This window comes from Streptomyces sp. NPDC104381 (assembly GCF_055583745.1).
Window position 1 is genome coordinate 608,799 of sequence record NZ_JBVJNK010000002.1, and the last position, 13,720, is coordinate 622,518.

Sequence of the window (13,720 nt, forward strand, 5' to 3'; positions counted from 1 at the left end):
GGCCGCCCGGTCCGAAGCGAGCGGGATTCCGGGCGCGCGCCGCACCCGGTTCAGGGCAGCCGTACGACGAGGTCGGCGCGGTCCCGGTGCCGCTCGACCAGCCGGGCGTTGCGCTCGTCCGAGTCGGCGACCCACCGCTCGGCGTACGGACGCGGCTTGCCGAAGCGCACGTGCCGGTCCACGAGCCGGCTCACCCGCAGCCCCGTATCGGCGTCCAGGAACCACACCTCGTCCAGCAGTCCGCGCACCGGCGCCCAGGGGCCCTCGTCCAGCAGCAGGTAGTTGCCCTCGGTCACGACGAGCGGGATGTCGGGGGCGACGCGCACGGACCCGGCGACCGGCTCCTCCAGCGCCCGGTCGAAGGCGGGCGCGTACACCGGCTCCGGGCCGGGGTGGCGCAGCCGCCGGAGCAGGGCCGCGTAACCGGCGGCGTCGAAGGTGTCGGGGGCGCCCTTGCGGCCGGCCCGCCCGAGGCGCTCCAGCTCCGCCCCGGCCAGGTGGAAGCCGTCCATCGGGACGAGGACCGCGCGGCCGTCGAGCCGTTCGGTGATCCGGGCGGCCAGCGTGGACTTGCCGGCGCCGGGAGCGCCCGCGATGCCGAGGACGCGTCGGCCGCCGGTGCCGGCGAGGCCACGGGCGCGTTCCGTCAGTGTGCCGAGATCGCTCGTGTCCATGGCGGGCATTGTCCCCGGACGGGGCGGAGACCCGATAGTGTTACGTATAACTCCCCGGCAGCGCCGTACACCGACGAGGTTTCCCATGTCCTACATCGCCCTGGTCACGCTGGTCGTCCGCGACTACGACGAGGCCCTCGCCTTCTACACCGACGCCCTCGGGTTCGAGCTGGTGGAGGACACGGACCGGGGCGACGGCTCCCGCTGGGTGGTCGTGCGGCCGCGGGGCACCACGGGCACGGGACTGCTGCTCGCGCGCGCCAAGGACGGGGCCCAGGAGGCGAGCGTCGGGGCGCAGACGGGCGGCCGGGTCGGCTTCTTCCTGCACACGGAGGACTTCGCGGGCGACCACGAGCGGATGCGCGCGGCCGGCGTCCGCTTCCTGGAGGAGCCGAGGCACGAGCCGTACGGCTCCGTCGCGGTGTTCGAGGACCTCTACGGCAACCGGTGGGACCTGTTGCAGCCCGCGTGAGCCCCTGCCCTACCCAGGGCCGGCCGCCGCTCGCAGCGCTTCCAGGACGGGCTTGATCAGCGGGTGGCCCTCGGCGCCCTGGCGTACGGCGGCGAAGACGCGCCGGGTCGGGGCGACGCCCTCCACGGGCCGTACGACGACCCCGCCGAGCTCCGTGCCGCGCAGCGCCGAGCGGGGCACCAGCGCCACCCCTGCGCCCGCCCCGGCCAGGGCGACGACGGCGTGGAAGTCGTCGGAGGAGTGCTCCAGCAGGGGCTCGAAGCCGGCGTACTCGCAGGCCAGGACCACCACGTCATGGCAGGGGTTGCCGGGGTACGGGCCGATCCAGACGTCCTTGGCGAGGTCGGCGACGGCGACGTGGTCCTGGTCCGCGAGGCGGTGGCCGACCGGCAGCACCGCGTCGAAGGGCTCGGAGTACAGCGGCACCCGGGTCAGCCGCCGGTCGTCGTCACCGGGCGCGCCCCGGTACTCGACGGCGACCGCCACGTCGACCTGCCGGTCCAGGACCATCGGCACGCTCGCGTCGCCCTCGGCATCCTGCACCCGGACCCGGATGCCCGGCGCGGTGCGGGTCAGTTCCGCGATCGCGGGGGCGAGGACGAGCCCGATCCCCGTGGCGAACGCGGCGACCGTGACCGTCCCCGCGACCCCCGCGCTGTAGTCGGCGAGCTCCGCCTCCGCCCGCTCCAGCTGGGCGAGGACCGCGTTGGCGTGGGTCAGCAGGATCTCCCCGGCGACGGTCAGCCGCGCACCCCTCGCCCCGCGCTCGACCAGCCGGTGGCCGGTCTCCTGCTCCAGGGCGGCGAGCTGCTGGGAGACCGCCGAGGGGGTCAGATACAGCGCGGCGGCCGCGGCGGTCACGGTGCGGTGGTCCGCCACCGCACGGAGAATGCGCAGCCGCCGTGCATCGATCATGCGCCCATGATCCCAGATCGTGAGACGGTTCTACGCCTCCGCCTCCGCCTCCAGCGCGGTCCGGGCGTCGACGAACGCGTCCACGGCGCGGTCGACGTCGGCGGTGGAGTGCGCGGCGGAGAGCTGGACGCGGATGCGCGCGGCGCCCTGCGGGACGACGGGGTAGGAGAACCCGATCACGTACACCCCGCGCTCCAGGAGCAGTTCGGCCATCCGGCCGGCCTTCGCGGCGTCGCCGATCATCACGGGGGCGATGGCGTGGTCGCCGGGCAGGATGTCGAAGCCCTCCGCGGTCATCCGGGAGCGGAAGAGCGCGGTGTTGGCGTCGAGCCGCTCCCGCAGCTCGCCGGCGGACTCCAGCAGGTCGATGACCTTGAGGGAGGCGGCGGCGATGACCGGGGCGAGCGAGTTGGAGAAGAGGTACGGGCGCGAGCGCTGGCGCAGCAGCGCGACGATCTCGGCGCGCGCGGCGACGTAACCGCCGGACGCGCCGCCCAGCGCCTTGCCGAGCGTGCCGGTGATGATGTCGACGCGGTCCATGACGCCGTGCAGCTCGGGGGTGCCGCGGCCGCCGGGGCCGACGAAGCCGACGGCGTGCGAGTCGTCGACCATGACCATGGCGTCGTAGCGGTCGGCGAGGTCGCAGATCTCGGCCAGCGGGGCGACGTAGCCGTCCATGGAGAAGACGCCGTCGGTGACGATCAGCCGGCGGCGGGCCCCGGAGGCCTCCTTGAGCCGGGTCTCCAGGTCGGCCATGTCGCGGTTGGCGTAGCGGTGGCGCTTCGCCTTGGAGAGGCGGATGCCGTCGATGATGGAGGCGTGGTTCAGGGCGTCGGAGATGACCGCGTCCTCGGGGCCGAGGAGGGTCTCGAAGACTCCCCCGTTGGCGTCGAAGCAGGAGGAGTAGAGGATCGTGTCCTCCTGCCCGAGGAAGGCGGAGAGCCGCTGCTCCAGCTCCTTGTGGACCTCCTGGGTGCCGCAGATGAAGCGGACGGAGGCCATGCCGTAGCCCCAGCGGTCCAGCGCCTCGTGGGCGGCGGCGACGACCTCGGGGTGGTCGGCGAGGCCCAGGTAGTTGTTGGCGCAGAAGTTCAGCACCTCACCGCCGCGGCTTCCGGAGGTGACGGCGACGGTGGCGGACTGCGGGGTACCGATCACGCGCTCGGGCTTCTGGAGCCCGGCTTCGCGGATCTCGTCCAGGGTGGCGCGCACGTCGTCGCGTACGGAGTCAAACATGAGTGTCTCTCCCAGGTGGTTACGGGTGCGTACGAGAAGCTTCGGGGCGCGGAGCCTCAGGCGGACCAGTCGAGCAGAACCTTGCCACCGAGACCGCTGGCCGCGTCGTCGAAGGCGGCTTCGAAGTCGCGGTAGCCGTACCGGCCGGTGATCACCGGGGAGAGGTCGAGCCCGCCCTCCAGGAGCACGGACATGGCGTACCACGTCTCGTACATCTCGCGGCCGTAGATGCCCTTGATCGTGAGCATCGAGGTGACCACGCGGGACCAGTCGACGGGGAACTCGGCGGACGGCAGTCCGAGCATCGCGATCCGGCCGCCGTGCGTCATGTTGGCGATCATGTCCCGCATGGCCTCGGGGCGGCCGGACATCTCCAGGCCGATGTCGAAGCCCTCCCGCAGCCCGAGGCTGCGCTGGCCGTCGGCGATGGTCGCGCCGCCGACGTTCAGGGCGAGGTCCACCCCGACCTTCCTGGCCAGGTCGAGCCGTGCCTCGCTGACGTCGGTGATGACGACGTTGCGGGCGCCCGCGTGACGGGCGACGGCGGCGGCCATGATGCCGATGGGGCCCGCTCCGGTGATCAGCACGTCCTCGCCGACCAGCGGGAAGGACAGGGCCGTGTGCACGGCGTTGCCGAACGGGTCGAAGATGGCGGCGACGTCGAGGTCCACCTTGTCGCGGTGCACCCAGACGTTGGAGGCGGGCAGCGCCAGGTACTCGGCGAACGCCCCGTCCCTGCCGACCCCGAGCCCGAGGGTGGAGCGGCACAGGTGCCGGCGTCCGGCGAGGCAGTTGCGGCACTTCCCGCAGACCAGGTGGCCCTCACCGCTCACCAGGTCACCGACCTCGATGTCGACGACGTCCGCGCCGGTCGCGGCGACCTCGCCGACGAACTCGTGGCCCAGCACGAGCGGGGTGCGCACGGCCTTCTGCGCCCAGCCGTCGTAGTCACGGATGTGCAGGTCGGTGCCGCAGATCCCGGTGCGCAGCACCTTGATCAGCACGTCCCCGGGGCCGGTCTCCGGCTCCGGCACGTCCATCAGCCACAGTCCCGGCTCGGCCTTGTGCTTCACGAGTGCCTTCACGGCTGCGGCTCCCTGTACGTGGTGACGGCCCCGGGCCGGGGGCATGCCGAAGGCGGCCTGCGGCCCGGGGTGCTTGGGGGGTGACGGCGGGCGGGCGCGTGCGCCGTCCCAGCGGCCACACGGTGCTGTGGCGCTCGTTGCCGTCAGGAAGACCCTGCCGCATCACCGGAGCCCAGGTCCATCGAGGATTTCTTAAGCGCCGCCGCAGCTGCGCTTCACGCCCCCGCCGGGGTGCCGCACGTCAGGGCCGGGGCCAGGGCCGTCCGTCGAGCTGCTCGATGTCGCTGTTGAAGCGCTTGAGGTACGCCGCGAAGCCGGCGACCTCGTCGGGCGACCAGTCGGCCATGACCCGCTCCAGGCCGCTGATGTTCGCCTCGCGCTCCGCGTCCAGGCCGCGTTCACCCGCACCGGTGATACGGAACTTGCGGGCGATGCCTCCGTCGGGGTCCGGGATGCGTTCGACCAGACCGGCCCGCAGCATGGCGGCGGTCTGCCGGTTCAGGGTGGAGGCGTCGAGACCGAAGGCCTCGCTCAGCTGGCCGATGGACATCGGGCCTTCCATACGGATCCGGCTCAGCAGGGTGTACGCGCTGCGGTCGAGGTGTCCGCCGCGCCGCGACCGGACGGCGCCCGGCTGGAGATGCCGCCCGAGCAGCATCGTCTCGAACTCGATCAAGTGCGTCGGCTTGTCCACGGTCCTTCTCTCGACCGCCTGCGCGGCACCTCGGGGCTCTTCCCGCACATATACCACCCGGCTCCCACCGGCATTTACCTATGTTGACATACCTATGACGACGTACCTATGCTGCGGGGATGCCCGACCCCACCGTGCCCGCCCAGGAGATCGACCGCGTGGCCTCCGCGCTCGTGTCGTCCCTGCCCGCGCTGCACCGGGGTCTGGAGCGGCAGGTGGCGCACCGGTTTCCGCATCCCCGGCTGCCCGACGGCCAGTTGGCCCTGCTGTTCCTCGTCGAGGAGCGCGAAGGGATCACCGTCAGGGAGACGGCCGAAGCGCTCCTGATGAAGCCGAACAACGTCAGCGCCCTCGTCTCCCAGCTCACCGACCTGGGACTGCTGGAACGCCGGCAGGACCCCGTCGACAAGCGGGTCGCCCATCTGCACCCCACGCCCACGGCCCGGGAGCGGCTCGCCGAGGCGCGGGCGCTCAAGGAGAGCCACCTGGCACGCGTGCTGCACACGCTCACCGAGGGAGAGCTCGACGCTCTCGGTGCGGCCCTGGGCGCGCTGACGTCACTGAACCGGCACCTGCACTCCCCCGCCGGCTGACCACTCCGCCGGCCGGCGCCGTGCCCCGGTCCCCGGGCGCGGCGCGTTCCCCTGGCGCGGCCGCGGCGCGGCCGTCGTGGCCGGGGCGCTTCCTCTCGTCATCCCGATGATTCACAGACAAGGCTCACGCATGTCCTCCACCACCGTGGACACCTCCGCCCTGCCCGAAAGCAGTCCGCCCGACCTGCCCCGGGGCAGGCGCGGCAACCCCTGGCTGACGCTGATCGCCGTGGCCGTCGGTCTGTTCATGGTCAACCTCGACTCCTCCGTCGTCGCGATCGCCAATCCGGAGATCGGCCGGGACCTCGGCGCGTCCACGGCCGACCTCCAGTGGGTCACCAACGCCTATCTGATCGCCATGGCCGCCCTGTTGATCCTGGGCGGCAAGCTCGGTGACCGCTTCGGACGGCACGCGGTCTACATGACGGGCACCCTCGGCTTCACGCTGGCCTCGGTGGCGATCGCCCTGTCCGGTTCCGTCGAGGGCGTCATCGCCTTCCGCGCGGTCCAGGGCCTGTTCGCCGCCCTGCTGATCCCCAACACCCTCGGTCTCCTGCGGGCGGTCTTCCCGCCCCGGAAGTTCGGCACGGCCGTGGGCCTCTGGGCCATGGTGGCGTCCTGCTCCACCGCGCTCGGACCGATCGTCGGCGGTCTGCTCATCGAGCACGTCAACTGGGAGTCGGTCTTCTACATCAACGCTCCCATCGGCGTAGCCGCGCTGGTCTTCAGCCTGTTCGTCCTCCCGAAGAGCAAGGACTCCACCGGACACCACCGTTTCGACGTACCGGGCGTGATCCTGCTCGCCGCCGGTCTGGTCGCCCTGATCTTCGGCGTGGTCAAGGGGGAGACCTGGGGCTGGGCCTCCGGCGGGACGCTGGGGTCGATCGCCGCGGGTCTGGCCGTGCTGGCCGGCTTCTGCTGGTACGAGACCCGGCTCGCGCACCCGCTGCTGCCGATGCGGCTCTTCCGTGACCGCTCGCTGACCATCGGCACGGCCGTCACCGCGATCAACTTCTTCGTGATGCTCGGTGTCATCTTCTTCGTGATGCTGTACCTGCAGAACGTGCGCGGCTTCTCCCCGGTCGAGGCCGGTGTCCGCACCCTGCCGTTCAGCCTGGCCACCGTGGTGGCGGCGCCGCTCGGCGCCGCCCTGACCCAGCGCTTCGGCCCTCGGCTCACCATGCCGGCCGGCATGACCCTCCAGACCGCGGCCGCCGTGTGGATGCTGACCTGGGACGCCGGTTCCTCGTACGCCTCCCTGTGGCCGCCGTTTCTCGCCATCGGCCTGGGTGTCGGCATCGTGATGTCCGCGTCCTCCGACGCCATCGTCGGCAACGCCCCGAGGAAGGACGGCGGTGTGGCCGGCGGGCTCCAGGCCACGTCGCTGCAGATCGGCGGTGCGCTCGGCACGTCCGTGCTGGTCTCCCTGATCAGCGCGAAGGTGGGCTCCACCCTGACCGGCGAACTGAGCTCGGCCGGCGTCCCGGCCGGCACGGCGGCGGGCTTCGAGAAGGCCGAGGACGCGGTCTCCATGGGCGTCTCCCCCGTCTCGGCCGACATGCCCGCGCGGCTGAGGGCCGCCGTGATCGAGGGCAGCGGCAACGCGTTCATGAACGGCATGCACACCGCGTTGATCGTCACCGCGGCCCTCTGTGCCGCGGGCGCGCTGCTCGCCGGTCTCGGCATGCGCCGCCGCCGCAGCGGACCGGACACCTCCGCGCACTGAGACCGGCGCCCCGGCCGGGTGCGGGCGCGGGGAGTGTCGCCCGCGCCCCGCCGGGCCGGGTCAGGGCAGCGGTACGAACTCCCTGATGGCCTCGGTCAGCCGCCCGGGCTGATCCTCCGGGATGAGGGTGAAACTGTCGGCGACCTCCACGAGTTCGCCCTTCGGCAGCATCTCCGCCAGCCTCCGGCCGTGCTCGGGCGGCATGACCTTGTCCTCGGCCGCCCAGACGACGAGCGCCGGGCGGTCGAACGTGCGCAGCGCCTCCGCCCACGCCAGCAGCACGTCCCGGGGCGGCACCCCGACGATGTACGCCCGCAGGTCCCGCCGGATCGCCGCGGAGGTCCACAGGGGCCGGAGCCACTCGTCCATCACGTCGTGCGGGACCGGCCGCTTGCTCATCCACCCCCAGGTCAGGGGCGTTCGGCGCATCGGCTTCAGCTTCAGCAGCGCGAAGGCCAGCCGCAGCCCGCCGGGGGTCCTGGCCGCGACGGCCAGATTACGGCCGGGCAGACCGGGCGGATAGTTGTCGAACGCCTCGCAGGAGGTGATCACCAGCCTGCCGATCCGCCCGTCCCGGCCGTCCGCGACGAGGGCCTGCGCCCCGCCCCAGTCGTTCATCACCAGGACGACGTCGTGGAGGTCCAGCTTCTCCAGGAACTCCGCCACCAGATGGGCGATCCCGAGCACCGTCAGATCGGCGTCCGGGCGCATCGGCCGGCGGTGGGCGCCCAGCGGCAGAGTGGGCACGACGCAGCGGTAGTCGGGGCGCAGTCCGGCGACGACATGACGCCAGAGCGAACCGTTCATCGCCACCCCGTGCAGCAGGACCACCACGGGCCCGTCCCCACCGGTGTCCTCGTACTCCACCACTCCCGCGGAAAGCGTCACCTCGGTCATACGGCCAACCTAGGGCCCCCTCCTGCCGCGCGCGGCCCAACGGGGCGTCAGGGCTTGATAGCGTCGCCCGCACGACTACGGAAAGCTCCCCGCCGGGGTCGTCGCTCCGCCGGGCCGGGCCGCACCGACAGGGCGGCGAGCGGCGGCCGGTGCGTGTGACGGGGACGCACGTGGCAGGGACGATGAGGGCCTACGCATGAGCCTCCCGCAGTTGCACTACACCTCCGTCACGCCCGGGGACGGGGAGCCCGCCGGCCGGTTCACCGCCGTGGATCCCGCGATACCCGGGCCGGTGCGCGCGGAGGCCGCACCGATCCTCGCGTACGAGGCTCCGGCGGGCACTCCCGACCGGCTTCCCGACGCCCGACTCCGCGCGCTCCCGGTGGCGTTCGGCTTCGTCCTGCTCTCCGACGGCAGCCATCTGCTCAGCCGTACGGTGGCCACGGGCACGGGCGGGTTCCACGCGCACGCCGTGCACCTCCTGCCCGGTACACCGGTGCCCGGCCGGGTGCTGCCGGTCGCCGCGTGGGGGGCCGCGGGGTGGCTCTCCACGACGCCCGACCGCATGCCGGCCGATCCCCTGACCGCCCTGGCCACCGCGCACGGGCCGTCACAGGGGCTGACCCGGGAGGGCCTCGGCGACTTCGCGGTGGCCCGCAGCCCGTGGCTCGCCGCCGTCCTCAGCGATCTGCGCCGGGTGAGCGAGGACCCGTCCGCGCCCCCGGTCGTGCTCGTGGAGCGGCAGAGCGCCGATGTGGCCCGGTGGGTGGCGCTGGCCACCGCGGTCCTGCCCAGGGAGCACGCCGAGCGGCTGACCTTCACTACGTACACCCGGCACCCCGGGCACACCACGCACCAGGTCATCGGGGTCCTCCCCGAGGACGCGCCCGACATCCAGGATCCCCGCTTCCGGGTGCACGCCGCGACAGGTCCGCGCCCGGCGGGGACGGTGGACGACGCCTGGGCGGGGACCGCCGCCAGGATCTGGCGCAGCCGCTCCCCCGAGCTGTTCCGGGAGGCGGCGGAGCTGCCGGGCGAGCCCTTCGCCGCCGGGCCGCTCGCCGTCACGGCGCTGGGCGCCGGCATCGCGCTCGGCTCCGAGGAGCGGGCCGCGGCGGCCGACTGGGCGGCCGAGCGGCCCTACGCGCTGGACGAGAAGCGCACCCGGCAGCTGACCGACGCGCTGACCGCGCCCGCCGACGACCGTACGGCCGCCGAGTGCGCCGCGGCGCTCCGGCTGCTGACGGCGCTCGACGGCCGGAGCCCCGCCTCCGTCACCGCGCCGCTGGCCGCGCTGCTGGTCACGGAGGCGGTACGGGGCGACGACGTGACCCTGGAGCCGCCCGCGCGTTCGGCGTTCGAGGAGCCCGCCGGGGAACGCGTGCTCGCCGGGCTGGTCGACGAGCTCGGCGACGAGGTGCTGGCCGAGCTCTCCTCCGGGGTGCCCGGAGGGGTCGCGCGGACGGTGCAGCTGCTGCGAATAGCCCGGCTGCTGGACCTGGGCCGCGCGGAGCTGCTGCCCGGCGTGGTGGGCCGGCTGGCACGCGCGCTGCTCGACGACCCGGGAGCCGGCGCGTGCCGTGCGCTGCCGGACCTGCTGGACGAGCAGTTCGACGTCCGTACGGGGCTCCTGGGCGAGCTGGACCGGCTCGCACCGGACCGTGCGGCGGACGCGGAACGACTGCTGACCCGGGTGGCCCTCCCGTTCACCGGGACGCAGGCGCTGCCGCATCTGCGGATGTGCGCCGAGGCGCCCGGGGCGAAGGCGCGGGGGGCCGGCCGGGTGGACATCCTGCACACGGTGCTGCGCGCGGCGGGCATGTCCCCGTTCGCCGAGCCGCTGGTGCTGCGGACCGCCGTGGGCCTGGTGTGGGGCGAGGACACCCCGACGGCGGCCGAGGCCCGTTCGCTGCTGGGCGAGACCACGTCCGACGCCCACCGCACGGCCGGCACCTGGGCACGCCTGGTCGACGCCGCGCTCACCGCGACCCTGGGCGACGAGGACGCCGCCGAGCTCGCGCACGACCTGCTGCGCGGCTTCCCCCAGGAGATCGACGCCCGGGTCCGCGCCTGCCTGATGCTGCTGGACTTCGCCCGTGACCTGCGCGCGGGTACGGCCGGCCCGGGCTGGGCGGACCGCGCCCGGACCCTGCGCGGCCGCGCCGAACCGGCGGAGCCCCCGGCCTTGGAGCACGCCCTCGCCGCCTTGGCCGAGCGGCTGCTCGCTCCCGGCCGGCCGGACGACGAGCTGTACGCGTTCGTGCACAGCGGGGACGAGGAGCTGATCGCGGCGTACGGCGGGGCCGCCCGCCGCGAGCCCGTCCTCGCGCTGCTGCGGGCGGATCCCGCGTACGTGGCGGACTGCTTCGCCGTGTGGAACGCCCACCCGCACGCGGGCCCCGACTGGACCCGGACCCGGACCGCCCTGCTGGAGGAGGTGCTGCGCCCCGTGGTGCGCGCCCTGGCCCCCGAGGAGCTGGCGGCGGTGGAGCAGGCCGTGGAGCGTGGGGGGAGCAGCCGCACCCTGGAGGCGTTCCGCGCCTGGAACCGGCCGTCCCGCTCGCTGGGGCGCCTCGGCCGGCGCATCGCCGGGCGGGTGCGCAGGGCGTGACGAGGTCGTGGATCGCCCGGCGCGGAAGGTACCGTGGGACGTTCTGATCTCGTGTGCCTCCTGGCGGGCTGCGTGACACCCAGGAGGAGACGGCATGACGACGAACCGCGGACGCAAGGACGTCATCCGCGACCGGATGGCCGCGACCGGCGAGTCGTACAACGTCGCCGCGCGGAACCTCAAGGCGATGAAGGACATGGGGGCGACCCGCGAGGCGCTGCTCGTGCAGCGGTGGCTGCCCGCCGAGTCGCTGGACGTGCCCTGCCCGTGCGGCGGCACGTGCGAGCCGGGTGAGACGTGCGACCGCTGTCACGCCCGGCACCGGCACGTGAAGCGCTACCCGGGCAGCGTCACGGAGGTCGAGGTCTGGGCGGACCGCTACGAGTGCCTGGGCTGCTCGGCCTCGTACACGCTCACCGTCCGGCTGGCGGGCCGCCCGTGGGGCGTGGCCGAGACCGTGGTGCGGGGCGGGTCCGCCGAGGAGGTCGTGCGGGCGCGGGTGTTCCCCGGGGTGGCGCACCCCTTGCTGCGGGCCGAGGCGGCGGCGGAGTCCGGGTCCGACGAGGACTAGGGTCCTTCGTCGGGACCGCCGGGGGCGAGGCTGCGGATGAAGGCGGAACAGGTGGCGGACGGAAGCGGCAGCAGCAGCGGTTCACGGGCGCCGGGGACACCGGGAGCGGCACCGGGAGCGCCGGCGCCGGCCTCGCTCAGCGCGCGGGCGCGTGAAGCCGTCCTTCAGCGCATCGTCGACCGCCGTTACGCACAGGGCGCCCGCCTCGTCGAGCGGGAGGTCGCCGAGGAGCTCAGCATGTCCCGCGTGCCCGTGCGCGAGGCTCTGCGCGCGCTGGTCGCGGAAGGCCTGCTGGAGCTGCTCCCCCACAGCGGCGTCCGGGTGCGCCGCCTCGAACACGCCGATGTCGAGCACCTCTACGAGGTCTGGGAGCCTCTGGCCGTCCAGGCGTCGCGGCTCGCGGCCCGTGCCGTGACGGCGGGCCGGACCGGTGGGCTGGCCGTTCTCGAAGCCACCCTCCGCCAGGCCGAGTCGGCCGCCGCGTCGGACGAGGGGACACGCGAGGTGGCCGCCCACACCGCCTTCCACGAGGGCGTCGTGGCGATGTCGGGCAATCCCCTGCTGGCACGCACCATGGAGCAGCTGAGCTGGCAGCTCCGGCTGCTGTTCGGCATGCGCGAGGAGCCCGCCCACATGCGGGCCCAGCACGCGGAGATGTTCCGGCACATCTCCGCCGGTGACGTGGAGGCCGCCGTGGCCTGCACCCTCCTGCATGTGCGCGACAGCCGGGCGGTCGCCCTGCGCTCACTCTTCGGCGAGGCCTGACACCTGGCAGGGGCCTGACGGGCCCCAAGCTTGTATACCAAGCCGGACCGCACAGGCACCACCCCCGGTTCCCATCGCCTCAAATCTCGCATTCCTGCCGTTCGCCGACATGATCCTTGCCGGTGGATCGATGCTTGGTATACAAACTCCGTAGCCATCGGCCCACTCCCCCAAGGAGCTCTCATGTGCGTCGAAGCCCTCCCCCCGCCCTCAGGCAGGCTGACCCGCCGCGGAGTCCTCGCCGGTGCCGCCGCCCTCGCCGGAACCGTGGCCGCGGCGGCTCCCGCGACGGCCGTCCCCGCGGACCGGAGCGCCTCCGGCGGCGCGGCGCGAGGCGGCGGTCTCGTCATCCGGGGCGGCACGCTCCTCGACCCGGCGACCGGCGAGGTCACCGAGAACGCCGTCGTCGTCATCCGCGACGGAACGGTGCGCGCGGCCGGACCGCGCGGCAGCGTCGCCGTACCGAGCGGCGCCGACGTCCTGGACGCACACGGCCGCTGGGTCCTGCCGGGCCTGGTCGACGCGCACATCCACCTGAGCACGGCCACCGAGGCCCGTGACGCGGTCCGCCAGGGGGCGACCAGCGCACGCAGCGGGTCGACGTCGTTCTACCAGGACATCGCCGTCCGCGAACTGGCCCGGCACAGCCCCGGCCTCGCACCCCGGCTGACCGCGGCGGGCGTCTTCGTCACCCCGGACCTCGGCGAGACCGTACTCGCGGACCCCGACCTCACCCCGCTCGCCCGGCTCAAGGACGGCGTCCGCTCGGCCGAGGCGCTGCGCCGCGTGGTGGAGGTGAACGTCGCGCGTGGTGCGGACGTGATCAAGACGCGCGTCAACGAGCGCGCCGGGCTGCCGGAACAGGACCCGCTCACCCAGGTGTACTCGCACGAGCAGCTCTCGGAGATCGTCGCCGCGGCACGGCGACGGGGCAAGGGCGTCCTCTGCCACAGCTACAGCGAGCAGGGCTGCCACGACGCCGTCACCGCCGGCATCCGCTCGCTGGAACACGGCGCGTTCGTCGGGGAGCGCACCCTGGACGAAATGCTCCGCAGGGGTACGTACTTCACGCCGACCCTCACCGCCATCGCCGGCCTGGCGCAGTCCACGGACCCGGTCCTCGCCGAGCGGGGGCGCACCTACCTCCCCGTCCTGGAGCGGGCGGTCCTCGCCGCGCACGAACGCGGCGTGCCGCTCGCCGCCGGAACGGACTCGTCCGGCGGCACGGTACGGCCCATCGGCAGCGAGGTGGAGCTGATGCGCGCGGCGGGGCTCCCCGCACTCGACGCGATCCGCACCGCCACGACGGGCGCGGCCCGCCTCCTGGGGCTGGAGCGCACGGTGGGCCGCCTGGCGCGTGGATTCGCGGGCGACGCGATCGTCGTGGACGGCGACCCACTGGCCGACGTCTCCGTCCTCACGCGGCCGGTACGGGTGGTCCGTGCGGGCGTCGCGCTCTGACCCGCCCGGGTCCCGGCCGC

At 73.8% G+C, this 13,720-nt stretch carries 13 protein-coding genes; 7 read left to right on the forward strand and 6 right to left on the reverse strand.

Features of this window, described 5'->3' with window-relative positions; translation table 11 throughout:
* Window positions 1-50: 50 nt before the first annotated feature.
* A complete protein-coding gene (locus ACZ607_RS07730; protein WP_469732807.1) occupies window positions 51-674 on the reverse strand; it encodes a nucleoside/nucleotide kinase family protein in 624 nt (207 codons plus the stop codon).
* An 85-nt stretch (window positions 675-759) separates the two neighbouring features.
* Here ACZ607_RS07730 and ACZ607_RS07735 point away from each other — a divergent pair, with 85 nt between their 5' ends.
* Complete coding sequence (locus tag ACZ607_RS07735) at window positions 760-1,146, forward strand: VOC family protein (protein WP_469732809.1); 387 nt, start codon at window positions 760-762, stop codon at window positions 1,144-1,146.
* 9 nt (window positions 1,147-1,155) lie between these two features.
* Here the strand turns inward: ACZ607_RS07735 and ACZ607_RS07740 are convergent, their stop codons facing one another.
* The 4 genes from ACZ607_RS07740 to ACZ607_RS07755 all read right to left on the reverse strand — a co-directional run bounded on the left by ACZ607_RS07740 (window position 1,156) and on the right by ACZ607_RS07755 (window position 5,040).
* Entirely contained in the window at window positions 1,156-2,061 is a 906-nt protein-coding gene (locus tag ACZ607_RS07740; protein ID WP_469732811.1) for a LysR family transcriptional regulator, read from the reverse strand.
* A gap of 30 nt (window positions 2,062-2,091) precedes the next feature.
* On the reverse strand, window positions 2,092-3,297 hold the full coding sequence (locus ACZ607_RS07745) for a glycine C-acetyltransferase (protein WP_469732813.1): 1,206 nt from the start codon (window positions 3,295-3,297) through the stop codon (window positions 2,092-2,094).
* A 56-nt stretch (window positions 3,298-3,353) separates the two neighbouring features.
* Window positions 3,354-4,382, reverse strand: coding sequence for an L-threonine 3-dehydrogenase (gene tdh, locus ACZ607_RS07750; RefSeq protein WP_469732815.1), 1,029 nt, complete (start codon window positions 4,380-4,382; stop codon window positions 3,354-3,356).
* Between the two features lie 241 nt (window positions 4,383-4,623).
* A complete protein-coding gene (locus ACZ607_RS07755) occupies window positions 4,624-5,040 on the reverse strand; it encodes a MarR family winged helix-turn-helix transcriptional regulator (RefSeq protein WP_469733420.1) in 417 nt (138 codons plus the stop codon).
* 155 nt (window positions 5,041-5,195) lie between these two features.
* Here ACZ607_RS07755 and ACZ607_RS07760 point away from each other — a divergent pair, with 155 nt between their 5' ends.
* Both ACZ607_RS07760 and ACZ607_RS07765 read left to right on the forward strand, forming a co-directional pair.
* Complete coding sequence (locus tag ACZ607_RS07760; RefSeq protein WP_469732817.1) at window positions 5,196-5,669, forward strand: MarR family winged helix-turn-helix transcriptional regulator; 474 nt, start codon at window positions 5,196-5,198, stop codon at window positions 5,667-5,669.
* A 130-nt stretch (window positions 5,670-5,799) separates the two neighbouring features.
* The gene (locus ACZ607_RS07765) at window positions 5,800-7,395 is read left to right on the forward strand and encodes an MFS transporter (protein ID WP_469732818.1); all 1,596 of its coding nucleotides are present in this window, start codon (window positions 5,800-5,802) and stop codon (window positions 7,393-7,395) included.
* A gap of 60 nt (window positions 7,396-7,455) precedes the next feature.
* Here the strand turns inward: ACZ607_RS07765 and ACZ607_RS07770 are convergent, their stop codons facing one another.
* The gene (locus tag ACZ607_RS07770) at window positions 7,456-8,292 is read right to left on the reverse strand and encodes an alpha/beta fold hydrolase (RefSeq protein WP_469732820.1); all 837 of its coding nucleotides are present in this window, start codon (window positions 8,290-8,292) and stop codon (window positions 7,456-7,458) included.
* Between the two features lie 196 nt (window positions 8,293-8,488).
* Between ACZ607_RS07770 and ACZ607_RS07775 the strand changes: the two genes are divergently transcribed.
* The 4 genes from ACZ607_RS07775 (at window position 8,489) to ACZ607_RS07790 (ending at window position 13,700) form a co-directional block, all read left to right on the forward strand.
* Complete coding sequence (locus ACZ607_RS07775) at window positions 8,489-10,903, forward strand: GTPase-associated protein 1-related protein (protein WP_469732821.1); 2,415 nt, start codon at window positions 8,489-8,491, stop codon at window positions 10,901-10,903.
* 94 nt (window positions 10,904-10,997) lie between these two features.
* Window positions 10,998-11,474, forward strand: a complete 477-nt coding sequence (locus ACZ607_RS07780) for a hypothetical protein (protein WP_469732823.1) — start codon at window positions 10,998-11,000, stop codon at window positions 11,472-11,474.
* Between the two features lie 51 nt (window positions 11,475-11,525).
* Entirely contained in the window at window positions 11,526-12,239 is a 714-nt protein-coding gene (locus ACZ607_RS07785; protein WP_469732824.1) for a GntR family transcriptional regulator, read from the forward strand.
* Window positions 12,240-12,422: 183 nt separating this feature from the next.
* The gene (locus ACZ607_RS07790; protein ID WP_469732826.1) at window positions 12,423-13,700 is read left to right on the forward strand and encodes an amidohydrolase family protein; all 1,278 of its coding nucleotides are present in this window, start codon (window positions 12,423-12,425) and stop codon (window positions 13,698-13,700) included.
* Window positions 13,701-13,720 lie beyond the last annotated feature (20 nt).